This is a genomic window from Marinomonas rhizomae (assembly GCF_024397855.1).
In the GTDB taxonomy this organism is placed as follows: domain Bacteria; phylum Pseudomonadota; class Gammaproteobacteria; order Pseudomonadales; family Marinomonadaceae; genus Marinomonas; species Marinomonas rhizomae_A.
The window spans coordinates 33601-57184 of sequence record NZ_CP073343.1; the positions used below are offsets into that span (position 1 = coordinate 33601).

The 23584-nt window shown below is 44.6% G+C and carries 18 protein-coding genes and 1 pseudogene; 10 read left to right on the forward strand and 9 right to left on the reverse strand.

What is annotated here, in order from left to right:
- Positions 1-53 precede the first annotated feature (53 nt).
- The 5 genes and pseudogenes from KDW99_RS00145 to KDW99_RS00165 form a co-directional block, all read right to left on the reverse strand.
- Entirely contained in the window at positions 54-1376 is a 1323-nt protein-coding gene (locus tag KDW99_RS00145) for a TRAP transporter large permease (protein WP_255827328.1), read from the reverse strand.
- Positions 1373-1927 (reverse strand): TRAP transporter small permease subunit, encoded by a 555-nt coding sequence (locus tag KDW99_RS00150; RefSeq protein WP_255827329.1) that lies wholly within the window; start codon positions 1925-1927, stop codon positions 1373-1375. Before KDW99_RS00150 ends, KDW99_RS00145 begins: the two co-directional genes overlap by 4 nt.
- A 79-nt stretch (positions 1928-2006) precedes the next feature.
- Positions 2007-3032: a TRAP transporter substrate-binding protein gene (locus KDW99_RS00155; RefSeq protein WP_255827330.1), complete on the reverse strand. Its 1026-nt coding sequence runs from the start codon at positions 3030-3032 to the stop codon at positions 2007-2009.
- A gap of 395 nt (positions 3033-3427) precedes the next feature.
- Positions 3428-5320 (reverse strand): methyl-accepting chemotaxis protein, encoded by a 1893-nt coding sequence (locus KDW99_RS00160; RefSeq protein WP_255827331.1) that lies wholly within the window; start codon positions 5318-5320, stop codon positions 3428-3430.
- Between the two features lie 254 nt (positions 5321-5574).
- Positions 5575-5728 (reverse strand): annotated as a pseudogene (locus tag KDW99_RS00165) (IS5/IS1182 family transposase); the annotation flags it as partial.
- A gap of 78 nt (positions 5729-5806) precedes the next feature.
- Between KDW99_RS00165 and KDW99_RS00170 the strand changes: the two are divergent.
- Positions 5807-6745: a LysR family transcriptional regulator gene (locus KDW99_RS00170; protein WP_255827332.1), complete on the forward strand. Its 939-nt coding sequence runs from the start codon at positions 5807-5809 to the stop codon at positions 6743-6745.
- Between the two features lie 3 nt (positions 6746-6748).
- Here the strand turns inward: KDW99_RS00170 and KDW99_RS00175 are convergent, their stop codons facing one another.
- The gene (locus KDW99_RS00175; RefSeq protein ID WP_255827333.1) at positions 6749-7474 is read right to left on the reverse strand and encodes an FCD domain-containing protein; all 726 of its coding nucleotides are present in this window, start codon (positions 7472-7474) and stop codon (positions 6749-6751) included.
- Positions 7475-7690: 216 nt separating this feature from the next.
- Here KDW99_RS00175 and manD point away from each other — a divergent pair, with 216 nt between their 5' ends.
- From manD to KDW99_RS00200, 5 genes are all read left to right on the forward strand, one after another.
- Complete coding sequence (gene manD, locus KDW99_RS00180) at positions 7691-8902, forward strand: D-mannonate dehydratase ManD (RefSeq protein ID WP_255827334.1); 1212 nt, start codon at positions 7691-7693, stop codon at positions 8900-8902.
- A gap of 6 nt (positions 8903-8908) precedes the next feature.
- Positions 8909-9931, forward strand: coding sequence for a Zn-dependent oxidoreductase (locus KDW99_RS00185; RefSeq protein ID WP_255827335.1), 1023 nt, complete (start codon positions 8909-8911; stop codon positions 9929-9931).
- A 46-nt stretch (positions 9932-9977) separates the two neighbouring features.
- Positions 9978-10934: a TRAP transporter substrate-binding protein gene (locus KDW99_RS00190; protein ID WP_255827336.1), complete on the forward strand. Its 957-nt coding sequence runs from the start codon at positions 9978-9980 to the stop codon at positions 10932-10934.
- Between the two features lie 90 nt (positions 10935-11024).
- Positions 11025-11570 carry a TRAP transporter small permease gene (locus KDW99_RS00195; protein WP_255827337.1) on the forward strand — a complete coding sequence of 182 codons (546 nt, stop codon included), beginning with the start codon at positions 11025-11027 and terminating at the stop codon, positions 11568-11570.
- Positions 11570-12844, forward strand: coding sequence for a TRAP transporter large permease (locus KDW99_RS00200; RefSeq protein ID WP_255827338.1), 1275 nt, complete (start codon positions 11570-11572; stop codon positions 12842-12844). Before KDW99_RS00195 ends, KDW99_RS00200 begins: the two co-directional genes overlap by 1 nt.
- A 45-nt stretch (positions 12845-12889) precedes the next feature.
- On the opposite strand, the gene KDW99_RS00205 is transcribed toward KDW99_RS00200, so the two are convergent.
- The 3 genes from KDW99_RS00205 to KDW99_RS00215 all read right to left on the reverse strand — a co-directional run bounded on the left by KDW99_RS00205 (position 12890) and on the right by KDW99_RS00215 (position 17159).
- The gene (locus tag KDW99_RS00205; RefSeq protein ID WP_255827339.1) at positions 12890-13840 is read right to left on the reverse strand and encodes a LysR substrate-binding domain-containing protein; all 951 of its coding nucleotides are present in this window, start codon (positions 13838-13840) and stop codon (positions 12890-12892) included.
- A gap of 475 nt (positions 13841-14315) precedes the next feature.
- On the reverse strand, positions 14316-15593 hold the full coding sequence (gabT, locus tag KDW99_RS00210) for a 4-aminobutyrate--2-oxoglutarate transaminase (protein ID WP_255827340.1): 1278 nt from the start codon (positions 15591-15593) through the stop codon (positions 14316-14318).
- Positions 15594-15692: 99 nt separating this feature from the next.
- On the reverse strand, positions 15693-17159 hold the full coding sequence (locus tag KDW99_RS00215) for an NAD-dependent succinate-semialdehyde dehydrogenase (protein ID WP_255827341.1): 1467 nt from the start codon (positions 17157-17159) through the stop codon (positions 15693-15695).
- A 281-nt stretch (positions 17160-17440) separates the two neighbouring features.
- Here KDW99_RS00215 and KDW99_RS00220 point away from each other — a divergent pair, with 281 nt between their 5' ends.
- The 4 genes from KDW99_RS00220 (at position 17441) to KDW99_RS00235 (ending at position 23563) form a co-directional block, all read left to right on the forward strand.
- Entirely contained in the window at positions 17441-18337 is an 897-nt protein-coding gene (locus KDW99_RS00220) for a Fe(3+) dicitrate ABC transporter substrate-binding protein (protein WP_255827342.1), read from the forward strand.
- Positions 18338-18557: 220 nt separating this feature from the next.
- Positions 18558-20600 (forward strand): TonB-dependent receptor, encoded by a 2043-nt coding sequence (locus KDW99_RS00225; RefSeq protein WP_255827343.1) that lies wholly within the window; start codon positions 18558-18560, stop codon positions 20598-20600.
- A gap of 43 nt (positions 20601-20643) precedes the next feature.
- Positions 20644-22752 (forward strand): TonB-dependent receptor family protein, encoded by a 2109-nt coding sequence (locus KDW99_RS00230; RefSeq protein ID WP_255827344.1) that lies wholly within the window; start codon positions 20644-20646, stop codon positions 22750-22752.
- Between the two features lie 139 nt (positions 22753-22891).
- A complete protein-coding gene (locus KDW99_RS00235; protein ID WP_255827345.1) occupies positions 22892-23563 on the forward strand; it encodes a GntR family transcriptional regulator in 672 nt (223 codons plus the stop codon).
- The last annotated feature ends 21 nt before the right edge of the window (positions 23564-23584 follow it).

Here is a 23584-nt window from a genome sequence, read left to right on the forward strand (position 1 = left end):
CTCAATTTGTAAGAGTCGCCTTTTTATTGTTGTACTACGAAAAGGTATTGATTTTAGCCATCCATTAATTGGTTAGGCAACCACGTGACCAATTCTGGGAACATCATTACGATGACAAGAACCAGAAGTTTCAGCAATACAAATGGCGTAATGGACTTGTAGATATCCAACATGGTTATGCCTGGAGGTGCGATGCCTTTTAGGTAGAACAACGCAAAACCATAAGGCGGTGTTTGTACGGCGATCTCAATATTTAGAATCATCAAGATACCAAACCAAATCGGATCATAACCAAGGGATACAGCAATCGGTGTGAAGATAGGTGCACACATTAGAACGATGATGAATTCATCGATAATGAAGCCCAGCAACAGCATGATCAATTGGAACAGCATGATGACTACGATTGGTGGTAAGCCCAAATCTTGGGTGAAGCCGGCTACCATGCTTTGTACGCCCATTAGCAAATGGAAGTTACTGAACACAGATGCCCCAACGATAATCCACATTGCGACCGTGACAAGCAATGCTGCTTGCATGCCGGCTTTTTGAACCATACGTGGTTTGAATCGTTTAAAGAAAATCGCCAAAATAATCGCGCCAACGACCCCGATGGCACCGGATTCTGTTGGCGTCGCAATGCCCATGATAATACTGCCCAAAACCGCGACAATCAGCAGCAGAGCTAGCAAGCCATCACGAGCGGTTAGAAACTTCTCTTTTGGTGTTGGTTGCACTTCTGGCACAACATCCATGGGTGCGCGTTGAGGGTTCAATTTACAAGAAATCACCACGTAAGCGATCAGCAAAACAATTGTGATAAGCGCTGGAATTAAAGCGCCAATAAACATACGCCCTACTGAGTTCTGTGTCGACGATGCAAACATGATCATTGGGATGCTAGGTGGAATCAAAATACCTAAACCACCACCGGCCATGATGACGCCTAAAGCAAGGCGTTTATCATAGCCACGCTCTAACATGGGACGCAATGCGATACTGCCTGACGTCATGATACCTGCGCCGATAATGCCAACCATGGCACCAATCATAGAACACACCACAATAACGCTGATAGCGAGTGAGCCACGTACTCGACCAATTAGCATTTGGCTGGCGTTAAACATGGCATCACCAATGCCGGAGCGAGTAAGCAATTGCCCCATGTAAATATACAAGGGGATGGCGAGCAGGATGAAACTAAAATGTGTCGACTCAAGCGTAGTGGGAATAACGTTAAAGAGCGCATCGCCCCACGTCATGTAACCAATACCCATGGCAATGCCACCAAGCGCTAAACCAACGGGTGCCCCCAAGGCAAACGACGCTATGATGCAGGCGAATAAAATGCCCGTTAATAGTTCAATACTAATCATGGTGCCGTTTCCTCTTGCTCTGTCTGTACTTCTGGCAATAAGGGTTTGCCAGTAATCGCTTGATGTAAGGAATCAATCCAGTCGCTGGAAAGTTGCAAAATTAGCAGCACGCTAGCGATTGCCATCATTAGCCAGTAATGATGCATATGAGGAGCCCATTCACTTTGGCGTCGGTAATTAAACTCGAGCGCTTCTTCAAACTTACCTATGCTCATTTTGCAGACGATGATCATGAAGAACATGGCGAGAGCGAATGAAAATAGGTTAAATATGCTTTTGGTTCGAGCAGAGACTTTGTTGTAAAGGATGTCGACATTGATGTGAGCACGTTGCTGTTGGGCGTAAGCGCCGCCTAGTGCTGCAATGTAACCAAAAATAAATAGCGATGTGTCGTAAGCCCAAATGGTCGGGCTGTCTAAGATGTAACGAGAGAAAACCTCGAATGCAACGACAAATGCTAATACTGGCATCAGATAGGAAACGGAGTTTCCAATGGAAGCCACCAATGCGTGGACGCCTAGACAATAACGTCTAATCGCAGTCATTATCATTGTTTTGTACCTGTAAGGATGGATCGGAAAACTAAAACGGCCTTCATCAAGAAGGCCGTTTTAGTTAGTACTGTGTTAATTATTTCTGTTCTTCACGTAGAACGTCAATTAACTCTTTGCTGTATTTGTCTGCCGCTGCGTACTCATCCCAAAGTTTCGCACCAGCATCTTTCCATGCTGCTTTGTCTTCAGCACTTGGCTCTGGGCTCCACTGAAGTCCTTTCGCTTCCATGTCAGCAACTGCTTGAGATTCCCAAAGTTTAGACTTGGTCATTTGCTCTTGAGCGTGAACCGTTGTTGCCGCTTTAACAATTGCTTTCAAGTCTGCTGGAAGTTTGTTCCAAGCGCTTTGGTTAACGATGATAGGTAACACTTGAGCACCAGCTAGTGGAAGTGGGTACATGTATTTCGCTACTTCAACGTGGTTACCATCGCGATGGTCGATCATGTTAGAGCCAATAGAGCCATCGATTACACCAGTAGATAGCGAGGTGTAAATTTCAGACCAAGCAAGCGATACCGGAGAAGCGCCTAGGTTACGAAGGAACTTGCCGTATGCGCCAGGCGCTCGAATTTTCAAACCTTGGAAGTCTTCTACTGAGTTGATTGGCTCTTTGGTAATAACGTATACCGCTGGCTGAATGTAAGGGTCAAGCCAAACTAGACCTTGAGCACCGTACGCTTCTTTAAGGATAGGAGCCCAGCCTTTTTCTTGGAACAAGGTCGTTAGCTCACCAACGTCACTGGTACCGCCAGGTAAACCGATTTCCACCAAACCTGCTGGAAGCTCGCCCGCGTTCAAAGATTGGAAGGTTGCGCCCATCGTGATTAGGCCCGTTTTTACGGCACCAAAAATACCAGATGCACCCACGCCTTCACCGTCATAAAGAACCTGTACCTTGATGCGGCCGTCAGACATAGTCTCAATGTTTTTTGCTAAATCTTCATACACAGCGCCGAATGCAGAACCACGGCTGTATAGGTTAGCGAAGCGCCAGTTATAATCTGCAGCGTTAGCAGAAGAAGCGACAGCGCCTAATCCAAGAGCTACCGCTAGAGAGCTTACAACCAATCGTTTTTTTACTTTTAGTATCGTCTTAATCATTGAGCTACCTCGAGTGCAAAAGTGCATAAAAAAGTCACGCCTTGAATGTTGTGACGCCTTGTACTCGATACTTTCAAAAAGGCCGCCACCATTAAAGCGCGTAAAATCTATCTAAAGTTTTGTCACTATCAAACAATTAAAAAAGTGAAAAGCCTTTTAAAATCAGTTAACTAAAGGACAGGCTCGCACAAAAAATGCTCATAACGCACCAAATTCGTGCAAGCAATAGGTGAATAGAGTGCAACATTATAGTGAATAATATTGATCTATCGTGTTGAAAACGTGCATGTTTTTTACTTTTTCTTAATCTCGATTTGAATAAGGCTTTCAATAACAAAAACGCCCCGAAGTGGGGCGGTTGTTTTTTAGATTATTCAAGCCGGTCTTTAAAACCGCTAAGTGATGTCAAAACCTTGTATCTGTTTGGCTAATTCGTTTGTTTGAAAATGAACATTTTTATTGGCCATTTGGATAGATTGTGTTGCCGCGTGATTGTCTTTGATATCGTGAGCAATGATGTCCATGTCTTGCGCCATTTGTGCTGTCGTCAATGCAACCTCTTTGATTGCTTGGGTAATCTCCTGCGTATGGTTCATTGCTTCCAGAGTGTTTTGCTCGACTCTATGGATCGTCATGACAGCGTTTTCGCCTTGTTCTTTGCTGCGACCAACTTTCTGTAGGCTAAGCGTCATAGCATCAATGACTGCTTGTGTTTCCTTCTGAATATTTTCGACTTTCTCTGTAATACTTCCCGATGCTTTTACTGTTTGCTCTGAAAGCGTTTTAACTTCGTCTGCCACAACAGCAAAACCACGACCTGCTTCTCCGGCACGAGCCGCTTCTATAGCTGCGTTGAGAGCTAATAGACTCGTCTGCTCTGCGACACCGACGATGAGCTCAATAACCACATCAATCTCTTTAGAAAGTGCACCAAGGCGATCAACTCGTTCGTTAGTATCTTGAATGGTTTGTGCCACATCGCTAATGCTGGTCATGGCATCACGCATGGCTGTGACACCGCTGGTTGCTGATTCATAAGCGACATTGGCAGCGCTTTGCACGTTCTGCGTCATTGATTGTACTGTATCAGCGGTGGCGGATATTTCTTCTGTAGAAGTGGCTAATGTATTGCTTCGATCACGAATTCGCTCACTGCCGCTGACAATGGTTTGAATACCGCTGTCCAACTCATCAGCCGTGAGCACCAGCTTCTCGTTGCTGTTGATTAAATGACCAATCAATAAGCGCAGGCTATCGGACATTTGGTTTGAAGCAATAAATAGTTGCTGGAATTCATCTGGATTACCTGAACCTTGGTTCTGTTTATGGGAACCAAGTTTGCCTTGCGCGACTTCTTTTAATATCGCCAACACAGCGATTAGGTTGCGGTTTAAAGAGCGAATCACCGTCGACAAAATAAGACCGATAACAAGTGCAAGTAAAACACAAGCGATTACCAAAGAACTGCGCGCTTGCTCAGCAGTTTCTAATGAACGTATTTGTGCCTTAGCCAGTAAGGTGTTTTGCAGGTATTTGGCGCTCTCATCCATGGCTTGTGTGTATTGATTACTTAATGTTGTAAGTTCGCTTTGTTGCTTTTTTAAGGCAATGGAGAGAGCAATAACTGGGGCCAAGGCATCTTCATAGGTTTGAATCATTGGGCCGAATACATCGTCAAAGCCGAGATTATTAATATTGTCCTTCAGTGCGTTTAATGACGCCATTAAAGCTTCTTGATGGCTGTTATCTCTGTAAAAAAGAAAGTCTTTTTCTAGGTTTCTTATGTCTTTAAAGCTTGATCCAAAGCTAGCCAATGTACCGAACTTTTCTGCCAGCTCGTCGGCGGATTGATTTAACTTTCCTAGTGCCCCTGATTCGCTATTTAGTCCTAGCGTTTGGCGGGTTTTTAGATAATTTTCAATGGCAGTAATATAGTTGGGTAATAAGGTTTGTGTATCTGCCAGCAGTGAAATACCTTCAGAATCGATCAGAGAAGGAGGTATCTGAAAACCTGTGGCCATGGTTTCTTTAATACTCTTGAGTTCTTGGTTAAGTGGTTCTACATCGTTTGGTGTGAGCGCAGATATTTTTCGTTCAAGCTTTAATAGAGAAACTTCTAGATTTTTTACTTGGGTGGTCAGTCGGCTCAAATTACTGGCGTCACCTGAGGCGCTAGACAGCAAAGATAAATTATAAACTGAGTAGGCACCAAACCCTGCATAGCCAATGCAGACAAGGAGTACAATTGCCATTAGTTTTTGACGTACAGATAACGACATTAAGGGCATAAAAAACTCCATATTAAATGTATTAATTACGGTAAACAGGCTAGATGAAAAGCTGGGAGCATTAAAATCATATATTTAGATCATATGTGATAAAATAAACTTATATAGGTGGGAGTCGTTGTGGATCAATGTAAAGTTGAAAGAAGAACGAACTTATTTCAACTATCCTAGATTATTCTAGGAAAAAGTATTTGTTAAACCACTAAAACAACCAATATTCATAATAAGTTTAGACATATTTAGATTGGAATCTATGCAATCAACCCGTTTGCTTTGACACCTTTTAACTCTTCTCTTGTTTGAGTGTCACGATAGCCAGAATCCGCCATGAATGTTGGACGCCGTTGTGCTCATTCTGTGAGTTAACCCCGCTCTAGCGTCTACACCAATATGGGCTTTTAAGCCAAAGATGCTTAAATCAATGTAAAGTTAGATAATCAGCGAACTAAATTGCGATGATTAGGTTAGTACACGTGGGGAGAGGCAATGAGCGTTAAGAATTATTCACTGGGACAGGTCGGCGATTATGAGATCAAGCAATTAAAAGTCTTTAAAACCGTCGTCGATTGCGGTGGGTTTTCGGCGGCAGAAACTTCGCTTAATATTGGCCGATCAACTATCAGTCTACATATCTCTAATTTAGAAGCGCGCCTGAATCTTGTTTTGTGTAAGCGTGGTCGCGGCGGATTCTCTCTCACGGAAGAAGGCGTCATCATTTATAAAATGACCGAGAACTTACTCGAATCATTAGACGCGTTTCGAACGACAGTCAATAACCTAAACGCCAGCTTGACGGGAAAGCTTCGCCTCGCGCTTTCTGACAAAGTGAGCCTAGATCCGCGTAGTCACTTTCCAGAATTGATTCAACGCTTTTCCACGGACGCGCCAGAAGTATCGATCACTACTAACGTGTCTTCGATGTCGAACATTGAGCGCATGATTTTGAATGATGAGGCTGATATCGGATTTATTCCTTATCATCGCAAATTGGACGGGCTAAGTTACGTACATTTATATAGCGATGATTGTTATTTGTATTGCGGCAAGGATCACCCGTTGGCGACTATGTTCATTGAAGAGCAGGACGAACAGGTGAACAAATTCCCTGCCACTCATGCGGGATTAAAGCCGCACGAAGCGATCAGTGATCAAATATCTGGGATGAATCTGACGGCGATTTCTTACTTCTACGACAGCCGATTAGCCTTAATTCTATCTGGTCGATACATTGGCTTCTTACCTGAACGCTATGCGGAGCCCTACGTCGAATCTGGAAAAATACTTGCTGTCGCGCCAGAGAATCGCTCTTACACTTTAGGCGTCGCCGTGATTTGCAAGAAAACCACCCAACCTAATAAACCCCGTGAATTGTTCCTAAAAGTGTTACATCAGACGGTTGAGGAGCTTATTTCTGCGCCGTATTAGAGGTTAGTCGTGCGGTTGAGCAAAAAGATAACCATCAAAATCTGGCGCTTCCGTATCTGAGAGCTTAAACAAGGTTTGTTTAACGTTCTCTAAATGCTGCCACATGGCTTGTCTTGCTCCCTCTGCATTTCGTTTACGCAGCTGAACGAGTACTTTTTTGTGATCGTCTAACCATTGATCATGATACGACGTGTCTTGTATGCGAGCATGAAGCTTTTTCCACATCGGATTACCATCGCGCATATCCCATAAGCGTGTGGCTGTATCCAGCAGCACCGTGTTCTGAGTAGCTTGAGCGATAGACAAATGAAAGTCTCTGTCTGCGTTATTGGCATTTTCGACGACTTCTAATTCCGCACTTTCGATATCTAGAATATCTTGCAGCTTTTGAAGGTCTTGTTTAGTGATAACAGGCGCCGCGCAAGCGGCGATTGAGCTTTCAATCTCTTGGCGGGCTTGTAATAACTCAAATGGACCGACATCCGATACCTGAATAATAGGCTGTAAAGAAGCGAGGCTATTTTTCAAATAACTGCCTGAGCCTTTTCTAACTTCGATCAGCTCTTCAATTTCCAACATGATGAAGGCTTCTCTTACCAAGGTTCTGCTGACGCCAAATAATTCTGCGTAAACACGTTCCGTAGGTAACTTATCACCAATCTTCATTGTGGATTTTGCAATTTCTTGCTTAATGCTTTCGCCAATTTCTCTGTAGAGTCGTTCTGCCATAGGAGGATTCTTAGTTACTTTAATTGCCATTAATCTGGTATGCCATTTTCACGTAAGACACACTTAAAGTCGATATTTTAATCAATCCGACCGATATAAATTACAATTTGGTATGCCAATTTTGCTGTTTTTACTTGTTAGACGCGAAATTTTCAGCTATTTTGAGAAAATAATAGGTATTTGGCATACCAAAAAAATAATTAGGTATCGTAGTTTATGAAAATTCGATCAGCAAAAGTAATAGTGACCTGTCCTGGTCGCAACCTAGTCACATTAAAAATAGAAACAGACGAAGGTGTTTATGGCATTGGCGATGCGACGCTTAATGGTCGTGAAAAGTCTGTTGTTTCTTACCTTGAAGACCACGTTATCCCTACCCTAATTGGCAAAGACCCACAGCGAATAGAAGACATTTGGCAGTACTTGTACCGTGGTGCTTATTGGCGTCGAGGTCCAGTTGGTATGACGGCGATTGCCGCTGTTGATGTTGCTTTGTGGGATATTAAAGCCAAACTTGCTGGTATGCCTTTGTACCAATTACTTGGCGGAAAAAGCCGTGAAAAAGTGACGGTTTATGGTCATGCCACTGGATTAGATATTGATTCCTGCCTAGAAGAAGTTCGCAAGCATGTTGAACTAGGCTACAAAGCGGTTCGAGTGCAATGTGGCATACCAGGCATACCAACGACCTACGGTGTTTCTAAAGAAGCGGGCAAACCTTATGAGCCTGCAGACTCTGCTCTACCTTCTGAGAATGTTTGGTCGACGGAAAAGTACCTTAATCATGTACCTGAGCTATTTGCTGCTGTGCGCAAAGAGTTCGGTGAAGACTTGCATATACTGCACGATGTACATCATCGCCTTACACCAATCCAAGCTGCGCGTTTAGGTAAAGAAGTTGAGAAATTTCACTTATTTTGGCTAGAAGATTGTACGCCTGTTGAAAATCAGTCTTCTTATGAATTAATTCGCAAACATACGACAACGCCGCTTGCGATTGGCGAAGTCTTCAATAGCTTGTCTGATTGCCAAGAGTTGATTCAAAACCAGCTCATCGACTATATCCGAGCGACAATTACCCATGCTGGTGGCATAACGAATGTACGGCGCATTGCCGATTTCGCGTCTATCTTTCATGTTAAAACGGGTTTCCATGGTGCGACGGACCTTTCCCCTATTTGTATGGGCGCAGCATTGCACTTTGATACCTGGGTGCCGAACTTTGGCATTCAAGAACACATGCCGCATACCAAGGAAACGGATCTTGTTTTCCCTCATGCGTATGAGTTTAACGATGGCTTCTTCACGCCGGGTGACGTACCTGGCCATGGTGTCGACATTGATGAAGAGCTTGCGGCGAAATATCCCTATAAACCTGCTTATCTTCCGGTTAATCGCCTTGAAGATGGCACCTTGTGGAATTGGTAGAAAATTATGAAAGCGTTTCAAGTAGAAAATGTAAATGACTATGCCTTGATCGATACCAAACAGCCTGTTGCTGAAGCGGGTGAAGTATTGATTAAAACCGCCTTTGCAGGAATTTGTGGCTCTGATCTTCACATCATTCATGGGCAAAACCCTTTCGTGCAATTTCCTCGAATTACAGGGCATGAGTTTTCAGGTGTAGTGGCCGCCGTTGGTGAAGGCGTCACGCACGTTAATGTTGGCGATAAAGTCTGTGTTGATCCTGTTATTAGTTGTGGCGAATGTTATGCCTGCCGTGCAGGACGCTTTAACGTCTGTGCGAATCTACAAGTGTTTGGTGTACACCGTAATGGCGGCTTTGGCGAATTCACCAGCGCGCCTGCAAGCAACGTTTTAGTGCTTCCTGACAATGTCACGCTTGAGCAAGCAGCCTTAGTTGAGCCTTATTCCATTGCCACCAATGTTTTATCTCGCATGGAACCTATCCCTGGTGACACCTTGTTGGTGTATGGCGCGGGAGTCATTGGATTGACTATCGTGCAAGTGGCGAAAGCCATGGGCATCGAACGCATCATTGTTACTGATATTGTTGATGAGCGCTTAGAAACAGCCAAAGCGCTTGGTGCAACGGACGTGATCAATAGTCGGGTAAATAAAGTTGAAGACTGTATCCAAGAATGGACTAATGGCGAAGGTGTACCTTTGATTGCCGATGCCGCTTGTATTCCTGCTCTTTTACCTGAAATTTTACGTATCGCCTGCCCTGCTGGACGTGTTGGTTTGTTGGGCTTTACCTCTACGCCAAGCGATCTTGCGCAAATTGAAGTGATTAAGAAAGAGCTGACAATAGTGGGTTCTCGCCTTAATAACCGCCGTTTTCCTCAAGTGCTTGAAATGATTTCGTCAGGCCGTTTGGATCCTTTGGCTTTAATCAGTCATCGAATCGCTTTAAACGACATTGGCGATGGTATTCAGTTAATGGAAAACCACCCAGAACTTACTCGTAAAGTGCTTGTTGAGATGAGTAAGTAATTGATAAACCAATAATATAAATCTAAAAATAAAAACGGAGTTCCCCATGATTAAACCAATGTTAAAAGTCGCCGTTATGTCTTCAATCTTGTTGACTGGCTTAGCTCAGGCAGCTGATGTTACTTTGAAGTTTGGCTACCCAGCGAATGAAGAGAATATTTGGCACAAAGCCGCTTTGAAATTCAAAGAAGTAGCCGAAACAAAATCGAATGGCCGTATCGACGTGAAGCTTTACCCTAATGAACAATTAGGCAAAGAAATGGATGTGATCAACAGCATTCAGCTTGGTACAGCGGATATGACCATCACGGGTGAATCGCTACAAAACTGGGCACCAAAAGCGGCACTGATGGCGGTTCCTTATGCCTTTACTAGCTCCGAACAGCTTCAAAAAGCTGTTAATGGTGACGTTGGTAAAGAAATTACCGATCAAATTACTCAGCGTACAGGTCTTCAGCCTATCGCATGGTTTGAGCGCGGACCTCGTCACTTAACCTCTAACCGTAAAATTCATACACCAAGTGACTTAGATGGCTTGAAGTTGCGCGTACCTAACGTGCCTCTGTTTGTAAAAACGTGGCAGACGCTAGGCGCCAAACCGATTCCTATGGCGTTCAGTGAAGTGTTCACTGCCTTGCAACAGAATACGATTGATGGACAGGAAAACCCGCTTAGCTTGATTAACAGCGCGAGTTTCTACGAAGTTCAGAAATATGTGAACTTGACTGGCCATGTGCGTAGCTGGATTTATGTAGTGATTGGTCAAAGCAAACTAAACAGCATGCCTGCTGATTTACGCGCCATTGTTTTGGATGCTGGTAAACAAATGCAGTCTTATGAGCATGGCATGTTTGCCGCGGATGAAGCGCAATTGCGTTCTACTCTAGAAGCTCGTGGAATGGAGTTTGTGCAACCTGATCTTCAAGCATTCAAGGCTGCAGCACAAAAAGCAGTACAAGAAGCTTTGACGCCTGAACAGCTTGAGCTTTATAACAAGATCTAAATCTCTAGTAACAGATCCAGATCTACATCCGTTTAAGACGCCTATTTTCGCTTCTAACAGCGAAAATAGGCCACTTTGGAGATAAGTGCGATGAGTATCTCATCTCAAACTAATAACCCAAGAGACTTTGTGAGCAAGCTGGAAGCAAGTATCCAATGGTTGCTACGCATCGTTAATTGGGTCTTTTCAGTGTTGGCGGCATCGGCCTTATTGGCGATTGCTGCCGTGGTTATTTTGCAAGTCGTCTCACGCTTCTTGTTACCTAGCTCTCCTATTTGGACAGAGGAACTGTCTCGATATTTGTTTATTTATCTTGTCGTGATGGGTTCTGGATTGGTGATCAGTCATAACCGTCATGTACGCCTAGAGTTGTTTCAAGGCGCTTTGAATCGATTTTGGACAAAGTTTTATCAGATTTTCTGTCACCTTTTGGCTGGTAGTTTTGCGATTTATATCCTGCCTTATGCCATCAAATACGCTCAAATAGGTCGCTGGCAGACCTCTCCTGCTTTAGAAGTTCCTATGTACTGGGCATTCTTATCAGTGACTTTTTTCTTCGCGTTAACGGCATTTTATAGCTTTATGAGTGTGCTGCTTGTTCTGCTCGAACGTGATGACCAAGGGGTAGCTTCATAATGGAAGTCATTTTACTGTTTCTCGTATTCTTTTTATTGCTGTTCGTGGGCGTGCCAATCGTTTTTTGCTTGGGTATTGCATCGCTAACGTATTTAACCATGGCGGGGATTCCGTTAACCATCGTGCCTCAGCGCCTATATGCCGGTATGGATTCCTTTGTCTTGCTGTGTATTCCTGGCTTTATTCTGGCCGGTAATTTAATGAACGTCGGTAATATTACGGATTACATTATTCGTTTCAGTAACGCCTTGTTAGGCCATATTCGTGGCGGCCTTGGACTGGCCAATGTTGGTGGCTCGATGATCTTTGGTGGTATTTCCGGTACGGCCGTCGCCGATACGGCGAGTATTGGTGCCGTGATGATTCCCGGTATGGCAAGAAGTGGTTACGACAAACCCTTTGCTGCAGCGGTAACGGCTGCTTCATCGACGATTGGGCCTATTATTCCACCTAGTGTTCCCATGATTATTGTGGGGTCATTAAGCGGTATTTCTGTTGGTAAAATGTTTTTAGCGGGTGTCGTCCCCGGTATCATGTTGGGTTTAGCTATGATGGTAACGGCGTATATTATTGCCGTAAAGCGTCAATACCCACGTGAAAAGCGTGCCACATTAAAAGAAATTTATATTGTTGGTAAAGGTGCGTTTTGGGCACTTCTGATGACCTTTATTATCCTGTACGGGATTATTGGTGGACTCTTTACGCCAACTGAAGCCTCTATTATGGCCAGCCTATATGCCTTTGTTGTCGGCATGTTTGTCTATAAAGGCCTGACTTGGAAGAATCTTCCCAAGCTCTTAGTGGATACGGTTTTAAGCTCTACCAGCTTGCTGTTATTGGTAGGGATGGCAAACTTATTTGGCTGGATTCTTACCAGCGAGCAAATCCCACAGATGCTGGCGAGTGCTATTTTTAGCATCAGTGAGAACCCATTGGTGGTGATTTTAATCATCAACATCGTGTTATTGGTTGTTGGTGGCTTCATGGAAACCATCGCGGCATTGATTATCCTCTTCCCTACTTTGCTAAAAGTGGCTGAAGGCATTGGTATGGATCCAATTCACTTTGGTGTGATGGCGGTGCTTAATCTGATTATTGGCTTAACAACGCCTCCTGTAGGGGTGTGTTTGTTTGTTGCGGCGGGAATCAGCGAGCTACCAATGACGGCTGTCGTAAGAGCCATCTGGCCATTCTTACTCTGTAACCTTGTCGTCCTTCTACTGGTTTCTTACGTCCCTGCAATTTCACTTTGGTTACCTTCTTTTTTAGGCTAACTTTGGCCTGTTAAGGCGCTTCTGGTCCTCTGGAAGCGCCTTTTTTTATGGCCATGGCAGTGGCTGGTGAGGTTCTATTTTCGTTGCTCGATTATTCTGCCCGAGACTTTCTTCTTTCATCCACTCTACAAAGGCTTCAATTCGAGCCCTTCTTGGCGAGTTTTTGGCGTAGTAAGCGTAAAACTCGATCTTTTCATTCAATGCTTTTGGGTAGGCTTGGACGAGCGTTCCCTTATCAAGTTCTTCTTGAACCATAAACTTCGGACATAAAAAGACGCCATGTCCGGCCTTTACTGCGCTAATTCCCATATACCAAGAGTTTACTTCTGCCCAAAGAATACTTTTGCTGCGAATGGGGCAAATCGCCTGTTCTTCAAACCAAGTACGCCATTGATAGACGGCATCGTCCACTTGAATCATCCAGCACTTTAATAAGTCGGTCGGTTGAAATAAGCCAATTCTTTTAGCTAGTGATGGGGAGCAAACGGGAATAATGTCAGACGATATGAGCGTTCGCTTCACTGTGTCATCTCTGTCACCAATCCAATGCTGACTATCATCAATGCCTAGGTCTATATTGCCATTGTGTATGTCCCTGCTCTCGTCAGATGAGAATAGTTTTACTGTGATGTCTTTTTGACGATCCGAGAAGCGCCACAACTTTGGCATTAACCATAAAGACACAAAGCTTTGTAACCCTGAAACCAGTAATGTTCCCTCAACAGGTTCCAGTTTGACGCTATCTAGTCCTTTGCTAATAAAATCAAACCCTTGGGTCAGGTGGCCGGCGAGTTCAGCCCCTTGGCTAGTGAGCCGCATGTCTCGTCCAGAGCGATAAAACAGCGGAACCCCCAGATATTCTTCTAACAAACGAATTTGCTGACTCACTGCGGCCTGTGATACGTGCAACTGCTGTGCCGCCTTGGTGTAACTCAAGGTTTGGCTTGCTACCGAAAAGTAATGTGCTGCTTTGAGGTGAGTAACACGATTGCTCATAAGCGAGTATCCAAAATAGAATCCATAAGTTTTTCTAATATTATATGTAAGAATATAGCATTCGTTTTTAACTCTTTTTGGCGACACAATAAAGTCCTTATCGACAGGAGGTGTGAATATGTGGACGTTATTGTTGTGGTTGAATCAGAAAGCTTTAGCAAGCTATATATGGCTAAAGAGTAGATATGAAGTGCAAAAAGCCAAACGAATAGCGAGAAAGCAAATGATGCTCGCGAGTCATCTCCCCGCTTATTTGCGTCGAGATATGGGACTTCCGCCCTACACAGAGCATCGTGATACGCGATCCAAAGATTCTCGGTAATCTCTCAGGTTTTCTAATGAGAGTGGCTTTCGCATAGGAAATGTATTGATGTAAAAAGCCGGCATAAAAAAGCCACTGTGTTACCACGGTGGCTTGCAGCAAGAATCATTCTTGCAAGGGGAAGCGGATGCTTTTTACATTAGAGCAGTTAAATCAAACAAGCTCTTTAAAGCAGCGTTTAAAGATTTCCATGCCTTCATCGATGATGTCCATCTCGATGGTCAAAGCAGGTAAGAAGCGAATAACGTTGCCGCGAATACCGCAAGAAAGTAGAACTAGACCATTTTCTGCGGCTTTGGCAGACAGCTTCTTAGCAAGCTCTGGATAAGGCTTGTTCACATCGCCATCATGAACAAACTCCACTGCGATCATCGCGCCGGCATTACGGATATCACCAATAATGCTTGGGTACTCAGTTTGCATTTCTTCTAAGTGCTTAACGAAGTGAGCACCTACTTCTACTGCCCGGTCGCATAGTTTCTCTTCTTCGATAACATCAAATACCGCAAGACCGGCCGCACAACCCACTGGAGAACCGCCGTATGTACCACCTAAACCACCAGGAATTGGTGCATCCATAATGTCCGCTTTACCTACAACCGCGGCGATTGGGAAACCACCCGCGATGCCTTTTGCTGCTGTCATCAAGTCAGCCTCAATACCTGCTTGCTCGTGACAAAACATAGTGCCTGTACGTGCGAAGCCTGCTTGGATTTCATCAAGAATTAACAAAATGCCATGTTCGTCACACAACTTACGTAGTTTCTGTAGGAAACTAGCAGATGCTTGGTAGAAACCACCCTCGCCTTGTACTGGCTCGATGATGATCGCCGCAACGCGAGAAGGCTCAATGTCGCAAGTGAAGCGCATTTGAAGGTCAGCAAGTGCTTGCTCTTCGGTAATGCCCAAGTAATCATTTGGGTAAGGGATATGGAAAATATCGCTTGGGAAAGGGCCAAAGCCAATTTTGTAAGGGTTCACTTTACCTGTTAGACCCATAGTCATGTTCGTACGACCGTGGAAGCCACCGTTGAAAGCAATAATGCCCGGACGACCGGTGTAAGCACGGGCAATCTTCACACAGTTTTCCACCGCTTCTGCACCTGTGGTGACGAAGATGGATTTTTTCGGAGTGTTACCCGGTGCCGCTGTGTTTAGCTTCTCAGCTAATGCTACCGCTGATTCGTATGGACTAACCATCACGCAAGTGTGAGTGAAGCGCTCAAGTTGTGCTTGTACTGCTGCCTTTACTTTTGGATGGTTATGGCCTGTGTTGACCACTGCGATTCCTGCACCAAAATCGATGTGACGCTTGCCTTCCACGTCCCAGATTTCAGCATTTAAAGCACGGTCAACGTAAACTGGCGCCATGTTGCCTTGCCCACGAGCAATAGCACTTTCTTTGCGTTTTTGTAGATCTGCATTGTTCATATTGTCTTTCACCTTTTAGAGCAAGCTCTATGTACATGAAGCGGCGATAACACCGCCTAAAATAGTTAACGATAAGAGTGGTTGAGTAAGGTAAAGTCCTTACGCCAAGCCGCCCATGCACAAGTATTTGATTTCAACGTATTCGTCGATGCCGTACTGAGAACCTTCACGGCCACTGCCTGACTCTTTTACACCGCCGAATGGCGCGACTTCACTGGAAATAATGCCTTCGTTGATGCCCACCATGCCGTATTCCAAGGCTTCAGATACACGCCAGATACGAGCGATATTTTGGGAATAGAAGTAAGATGCCAAGCCAAATGGGGTATTGTTTGCCATGGCAACGGCTTCGTCTTCGGTTTTAAACTGAAACAATGGCGCAACTGGACCAAAAATTTCGTTAGAGAAAATGTCCATCTCTTCCGTTACACCTGTCAAAATAGTTGGTTCAAAGAACTGCGCGCCAGCGGCTGTGGCTTTTGAACCACCGATTAGCGCTTTCGCACCTTTTGCTACTGCATCATCAACAAGCTGTTCCACTTTACTGATCGCCGCTGGATTGATCAGTGGGCCAATATTGACGCCTTCAGCAAAACCATCGCCAGTTTTAAACGTCGCAACACGTTTGGCCAGTTTCTCTGCGAAGGCATCGTACACACCTTCTTGTACCAAAATGCGATTTGCACAAACACAGGTTTGGCCAGCGTTTCGATATTTAGAAGCGATCGCGCCTTCGACTGCAGCGTCTAGGTCTGCATCATCAAATACGATGAAAGGTGCGTTGCCGCCTAATTCCATCGATGTACGTTTCACCGTTTGCGCGCACTGAGAAAGCAACAATTTACCGACTGGTGTAGAACCAGTGAAAGACAACTTACGCACCGTTGGGTGGCCTGTTAATACGCCGCCAATGGCTTTTGCGTCTTTACCAACCACCACGTTCAAAACGCCTGCTGGGATACCTGCCTGATGCGCTAATTCTGCTAATGCCAAGGCGCATAAAGGCGTTTCGTCAGAAGGTTTAATAACAATCGCACAGCCCGCAGCAAGTGCAGGGCCCGCTTTACGAGTGATCATGGCGATTGGGAAGTTCCAAGGCGTAATGGCTGCGACAACACCAATCGGTTGTTTGATGGTCAAAATACGCTTGTCTTTGGCGAAGGTTGGAATCACATCGCCGTTCAGGCGACGAGCTTCGTCAGCAAACCAATCAATAAAAGACGCGCCGTAACCGACTTCGCCCTTTGCTTCCGCAAATGGTTTGCCTTGCTCCAAAGTCATCAAGGTCGCTAAGTCGTCTTGGTTATCTAGAATAAGCTGGTTCCAACGGCGTAATAATATTGCACGTTCTTTGGCTGTGCGGCCTTGCCATTCTTTCTGAGCTTTTTCAGCCGCTTCAACAGCAAGTGTGGTTTCTTCAGCGCCTAAATCCGCAACATCGATAATATGATCACCGTTGGCTGGATTGGTAATAGCGAAGGTCTTGCCAGACTTGGCTGCTACCCATTCGCCACCAATGTACGAGTGACTTTTGAGTAGAGAAGGCTGAGATAGTATTGCTGTCATAAAACACTCCAGACTATATTGCGGAGGATGGTGAGTGCGCGTCACAGTGCCGCACTGTCAATGTTTATCGATAGTAGGCAATGGCCAGAGTTTGAAAAATGAGAAGCTATCAATTCAATGTTTGATGTCTTTCAAACATTAGGCGCTAGGGGATAGAAAGTTTACAGAGGAAGAATAGATAAAGCCTTTGAGAGCGGTAAAAAAGAGCCAACCAAAAAACGAAATTGATAGTCATTCTCTTTTGAAATATCATGCCCGTATCTAAAAAAAGAGCTTTAACTATGTTGTACCGTCACCTGATTATCTGCGTCACCTCACTTGTTATGTCATTGGCCTCTTGGGCATACCCAAGCATTCAAGATGAAAATGGTACTTTTACTCTAGCGTCTGAACCTAAACGTATCGTTGTTTTAGAGTTGTCCTTTGTCGATGCGCTTGCTGTTGTTGGTATCTCTCCTGTTGGTATCGCCGACGATAACAACCCGAATATCCTACTGCCTGAGGTGAAAGCTAAGCTAAGACCATGGACGTCATTAGGCATGCGTTCGCAACCAAACATGGAAAATATCGCCGATTTACACCCAGACCTTATTATTGCGGATTTTGAACGCCATGCTGCAGCCTACGATAGTTTGTCCCGCATTGCCCCAACATTGTTGCTGAAAAGCCGTGGTGAAACCTATGAAGAAAACCTAGAAGCGGCGGCGAAAATTGGCATTATTGTGAATAAAAACACACAAATGCAGCAAAGAATTCAGCAGCACAGAGCAACGATGGCGAAATATAGAAAAACCTTGGAACAAAAGGAAAACCTAGGGAGTGTTCAGTTTGCTATCGTAAGCTCACGTGGCATGTGGTTACACGGCCCTAATTCTTACGCTGGTAGTGTGTTAACGGCACTAGGTTTTCCCAGCCCGATCAAAAACCAATTAGACACGCCCTATATTCCAGCAAGTTTGGAGTTTTTGTTGCAGGTGAATCCTGACTGGCTTTTGATGGGAACTTATGGCGATAAAACGGTATTGGATGACTGGCGCAGTGTGCCTTTATTTCAGTTGTTGTCCGCGGTTAAGAAGCAGCAAGCCATCAAAGTTTCGCCAGAGCTATGGTCTTTGAACCGCGGCATGATGGCCGCAGAAGGGATAGCGAAAGACCTTGATAGAATCCTCTCTCCTTAAGAAATAGAAGCTATAAACTAACGGCCTCTCAACTAGCCTCTTTTTCTTAACCTTATGTCATCCATGGGCATCTCTTCATATTTCCCTGATTCGACTCTCGTTTTTTGAAGCCTGTTGCTCAAAATGCAGCGCGTCATTTCTGATTGTAAACATTAATGATATGTGTTCTCATTCTCAAAAATATTTCATCCTCTTGTCCTAATGCTGTGGAAATTTCAAAATGAGAATAAAAAATTTTCTTCTAACGCCTTTGGCGCTTGCTGTGTCTTTAGCGTCTTTTTCTTCCTTTGCGGAGGAAGTAAAAACGAATAATGGAGATCCTGATAAAGTGATCTCTCTAACGGTTGAAGGCTACAAGGGCTATGCTCAGGAGTTACCCACTTCTGGCAGTAAATCTGATGCTGAATGGTTGGATGTTCCACAATCTGTATCTGTTGTGACCGATACAGAAATGAAGGATCGAGGGGCTGTAAAGCTGGTGGACGCTCTGGATGGCGTCGCAGGTGTCAACAATACATTGGGTGAAGGTAGCCGTGACCAATTTGTAATTCGTGGCTTTGATGCAATTCGTGATATTTATCGTGATGGATTAAGAGACGATGGCAATTTGCAGTCTTATCGCAGCTTGGCAAACGTAGAACAAGTTGAAATAGTCAAAGGCCCTGCTGGCGCTTTGTATGGAAGAGGATCCGCTGGCGGTATTATTAACCTAGTGACAAAGCGTGCAAATGGCGATGAATTTACGCGTTTATCTACCAGCTACGGCAGTAACGATAAGCTCAAAGGCTCAATCGATACATCGGCTAAATTAACTGACACTATTAATGGTCGTTTGAATGTGGAAGTGCGTCGTGCAAACTCTTTTGTCGATCATGTGGAGTCAGACGATTATTTTATTGCTCCGACATTTCAATTTCAGCCATCGGATGATCATACGGTCAATCTAGATATTGAAATAATGCACCAAAACTTGGTGCCTTATCGTGGTGTACCGTCTAAGGATGGGAAGCCTGTTGATGTGCCTCGCAGCACCTTTTTTGGCAGTAAAAACGATTTTCAAGAATCAGACAGTATTCGAGTCGCTATAGATGACGAATTGCAGTTTGGCCCTGATATCACATGGAATAACCGTGTTGCTTTTACAAGGGTGACTTTGGAACAGCAAGGTACTCGCCAAACGACAGCAGCAGTCACGGGCGCTAATACAGTGGCTCAAACAGTGAATGATTTTGGCTATGACCCACGTACCACAGTGACCCTGCAGTCAGAATTAAAATGGGATGTGGGCAATCAGCAAATATTGTTTGGTGCTGATTACAATCAAATAGACATTGATTTGAACCTAAGAAGCCAAGCTCTTCCTGCAAAAAGTATTGATAACCCTATTGCTGATAACGTTACGAGTCCTGGTTTTCCTGCCTTTCGAGAAAATACGACTAAAACTGTAGGTTTGTATATTCAAGACATTATTACATTGGGTGATTGGTCATTCTCCGGCAATATTCGTCAAGATCACATGGAACTGGATCAAAAAATCATTTCAACCGGTTTAGAGTCGACAAATAACGATGATAAAACCAGTTACCGTATAGGAGCTGCTTATCGTCTTACGGACAATATGTCGGCCTATACCACTTTTGCTAAATCTTGGCAGCTGCCGTATGGCGGTAGTTTTATAAACCCCACGCTTGCCGAATTCTACTCTACGAAATTAAAAGAAGTCGGTATTAAAGCCTACTTGCTTGATGACGCCCTAATGTTGAACGCGGCCGTGTTCCAGATAGATCAAGAGCAACCTCAAACTGACACAAATGGCTTTATTGTAAACAAAAGCCAAGAACGTCACCGAGGGCTTGAACTTGAAGCTCGTGGACAATTAACGAAGCAATTAAGCGCAACGGCTAGTTACACCTACCTAGATGCAGAAGATCGAGATACAGGTAAAAAACCAAACGATGTGTCTGATCAACTCATTTCCCTTGGTACGACTTATCAACTCAACGATGTGTGGCGCTTTGGTGGTAGCGTGAAATACGTGGGAGATCGCTACGCTGGCAACAACGAAGCTGTTGACCTAGGCGACTACACCACAGTGAACGCCATGGCGTCCTATCAAACCGGTAAACATCGAGTGCAATTTAATGCTTACAACATTTTTGATGAAAAGTATTACCTAGGTTCAACTGATGGCACCTCCGGTATCAACTCAATTGGCTACGGTTCTCCAGCAGAATTCATGGTCAGCTACAGCTATGAGCTTTAATCACCCCACCTTATTATTTTGTTGTTAAGGAAGAACTTGTTCTATGTCTATTCAAGAAAAATGTTCAGTAAGCACCACAGTATTCCGCTATTCCATTTTGGCCTGTTCTATGATGTTTGGCTTATCTGCTCAAGCTGCCAGTGAAGCGACAGAGCTAAAAGCACTCACCGTTAACGCAAGCGTAATTGGTGAATCCAAAGAGTCAGATGTCAAAGAATACGCAGGTAGTCGAACCGTTATTTCTGCTGAACAGATGACCAAAACCGCCGCTAAGTCCATTGACGATGCTTTGCAACAAGTGCCAGGTGTAAAAGTACAAGATGAAACGGGAACGGGTGTATTGCCAAACGTTTCTGTTCGAGGTTTGAGCGCAAGCCGAAGTGGCCAAGCACAGTTCCTAATGGATGGCGTACCATTAACACTCGCACCTTATGGTCACACAGGACAGTCTGTTTTCCCTGCGACCTTGTCATCATTAGAGCGTATCGATGTGGTTCGCGGTGGCGCAGCGGTTCAGTATGGCCCAAATAACGTTGGCGGTGTGATCAACTTGGTGACTAAGCCAATTCCTAAGGATTGGGAGTCACAGATCAGCAATCGAATCACTGGATTTGAACACAGTAGCAATACATTGAATAACTTGTATTTGCGCACGGGCGGCTGGGTAAACGATGACTTTGCTATACAGATTGAAGCCAATACTCAAAATGGTGACAGTTCTCGTGATCACTCTGATACCGATATCCAGAATTTCCAAATTAAAACCGATTGGTTGATCAGTGACTCTCAAGAGCTACAAGCCTTTGTGCAGCGTTATGATGCCGATACCCAAATGCCGGGAGCGTTGTCGCCACAAGCGTATAAAGATGACAGAACGCAGTCTCAGCGAACTAATGATAATTATGAAGCCAGCGCAACTCGTTGGCATCTGAAGTTTTTACAAGACTTGGACTGGGGAAATGCCGCGCAATTCGAGGTGTTGACTTTTGGTCATCGTGATACTCGTAACTTTGTTTGGGGGTTCAATGGAACCTCTGGTATTGCTTGGTCTGATCCACGATTTGCTTCCACAGACATCCGTAACTCGCCTCGTGAGTTTAATGTATTTGGTGTGGAGCCTAAATTGTCGGTGGCATTTGGCTCATCTGAGAGCGTGACGCAAAACCTTATTGTGGGTATGCGTTATGTGAACGAAGACATAGATTATCAATTACGTCAGACCTCTATTTCGACAGGAGCGGTAACGGTGCCACGTGATTGGAAACTGGATACGGATGCGGTTGCCGTTTATGTGAGTGATGAAATTGGTCTGATGAATAACCGCTTGAAAGTAACACCTGGGTTGCGGTTTGAATCGGTTCATATGAATTATCAAGACATAGGCAAAAATGAACTGCGAAGTAACCAGATCAACGAAGCTTTGCCAGGGTTGAACGTTGCATACAATTTGACGAACGATTGGGTGTCTTACGCCAATGCACAGAAATCGCTGCGTGCACCGCAGATTTCTTCTATTCGTGGTGATGGTAACAAAGATGGCGAATTGTCATGGAATTATGAAGTGGGCGCTCGATATACCCATGGAAGAAATTCTTTTAACGCCGCGTTATATCGCATTGACTACAAGGATCAGTTGCAATGGATTGCCGCCGATCAAACCTTTGAAAACGCAGGAAAAACGCTCCATCAAGGTGTTGAATTATCTGGACGCTATGGTCCAGAATCCTTGCCTGACTTGAGTTTAGGGCTGGCTTATACTTACTTAGATGCCACTTATGAAGAAGGCGACAACAAAGGCAATAATCTTGTTGATGCCTCTAAGCATCAGATTTCTTGGGATGCGAGCTATAACCTAGCAGGTTACCAATCTACGGTGTCTGGTTACTACTACAGTGATGCTTTCTCGGATTCGGCTAACACCACAGAGGAAAACGCGAGTGGCTCCTTAGGTAAAATACCTTCCTACACGGTGTGGAATCTAAATGTCAGCAAAGATCTTTATGAACAAGGTAATACTAAGTTGAGTATTGATGTGGCGGTAAACAATGTATTTGACAAGGAATACTACTTCCGCGGCGTTGATACCAGCCCTGTAGGCCGTTACCCAGCCTTGGGTCGTACCTACAGCGTGACAGGCAACCTTACGTTTTAACGGTTTTGACTGCTTAGAGCGATAAAATTAATGCACTAAAAAAGCGCCGCTAATCTCACGTTAGCGGCGCTTTTGCGTATAATAAGCCAATATCCCACACTTTTGATTCCGAAGATTCAGCTCGCGAAGGAGTAGTAGATTGGCGCAAAAAAGAGCGGTTGTTCGTCAGAGCTTACCCGATGTCATTACGGCGGATTTACGTCAGCGAATTTTGTCTGGTGACCTTGCTGAAGGCGAGTTGATTCGTCAGGAATTATTGGCAGAAGAATACGATGTCTCGCGGATGCCCATCCGAGAGGCCTTAAAGCGTCTTGATGCTGAAGGCTTGGTGGTTTTCCAGAATAATCGTGGCGCGACTGTGACTCAGCATTCTCTGGAAGAAATTGCTGAAATTTTTGATGTGCGTATTTTACTGGAAGTCGATTTGTTTCAGCGAGCGATCCCAAACATGACAGCGCAACAGGTGGTTGAGTGCGAGGTATTGCTAGAAGCCATGGATGCTTCCTATCAAGCGGGTAACGTCGCCGAATGGGGACCACTTAATGGACAGTATCACGCTAAACTGTATGAAGCGGCCGGCCGTCATTTAACGGAAGCGTTATTAGTTCGAGTGACTTTGCAGGCTAACCGTTATGTCAGCATGCACATTGATAAGCAAAATAAACGTGAAAGCGCCAGCCATGATCATCATGAGTTATTGGACTTAGCACGCCAAGGTGATGTGCTTGGGGCGACAGAGCAACTTCGTCGTCATCTGGTCAACACCAAAAACCAAGTAATAGAATTCGTTAAACAAACTAGGGCTCAGTAACCGTACTTTGCCCTATTCTGC

Excerpts from the sequence above, each read along its gene's own strand:
- KDW99_RS00145 (WP_255827328.1), bottom strand. The coding sequence starts at position 1,376 with ATGATTAGTATTGAACTATTAACGGGCATTTTATTCGCCTGCATCATA.
- KDW99_RS00150 (WP_255827329.1), bottom strand. The coding sequence starts at position 1,927 with ATGATAATGACTGCGATTAGACGTTATTGTCTAGGCGTCCACGCATTG.
- KDW99_RS00155 (WP_255827330.1), bottom strand. The coding sequence starts at position 3,032 with ATGATTAAGACGATACTAAAAGTAAAAAAACGATTGGTTGTAAGCTCT.
- KDW99_RS00160 (WP_255827331.1), bottom strand. The coding sequence starts at position 5,320 with ATGCCCTTAATGTCGTTATCTGTACGTCAAAAACTAATGGCAATTGTA.
- KDW99_RS00170 (WP_255827332.1), top strand. The coding sequence starts at position 5,807 with ATGAGCGTTAAGAATTATTCACTGGGACAGGTCGGCGATTATGAGATC.
- KDW99_RS00175 (WP_255827333.1), bottom strand. The coding sequence starts at position 7,474 with ATGGCAGAACGACTCTACAGAGAAATTGGCGAAAGCATTAAGCAAGAA.
- manD (WP_255827334.1), top strand. The coding sequence starts at position 7,691 with ATGAAAATTCGATCAGCAAAAGTAATAGTGACCTGTCCTGGTCGCAAC.
- KDW99_RS00185 (WP_255827335.1), top strand. The coding sequence starts at position 8,909 with ATGAAAGCGTTTCAAGTAGAAAATGTAAATGACTATGCCTTGATCGAT.
- KDW99_RS00190 (WP_255827336.1), top strand. The coding sequence starts at position 9,978 with ATGATTAAACCAATGTTAAAAGTCGCCGTTATGTCTTCAATCTTGTTG.
- KDW99_RS00195 (WP_255827337.1), top strand. The coding sequence starts at position 11,025 with ATGAGTATCTCATCTCAAACTAATAACCCAAGAGACTTTGTGAGCAAG.
- KDW99_RS00200 (WP_255827338.1), top strand. The coding sequence starts at position 11,570 with ATGGAAGTCATTTTACTGTTTCTCGTATTCTTTTTATTGCTGTTCGTG.
- KDW99_RS00205 (WP_255827339.1), bottom strand. The coding sequence starts at position 13,840 with ATGAGCAATCGTGTTACTCACCTCAAAGCAGCACATTACTTTTCGGTA.
- gabT (WP_255827340.1), bottom strand. The coding sequence starts at position 15,593 with ATGAACAATGCAGATCTACAAAAACGCAAAGAAAGTGCTATTGCTCGT.
- KDW99_RS00215 (WP_255827341.1), bottom strand. The coding sequence starts at position 17,159 with ATGACAGCAATACTATCTCAGCCTTCTCTACTCAAAAGTCACTCGTAC.
- KDW99_RS00220 (WP_255827342.1), top strand. The coding sequence starts at position 17,441 with ATGTTGTACCGTCACCTGATTATCTGCGTCACCTCACTTGTTATGTCA.
- KDW99_RS00225 (WP_255827343.1), top strand. The coding sequence starts at position 18,558 with ATGAGAATAAAAAATTTTCTTCTAACGCCTTTGGCGCTTGCTGTGTCT.
- KDW99_RS00230 (WP_255827344.1), top strand. The coding sequence starts at position 20,644 with ATGTCTATTCAAGAAAAATGTTCAGTAAGCACCACAGTATTCCGCTAT.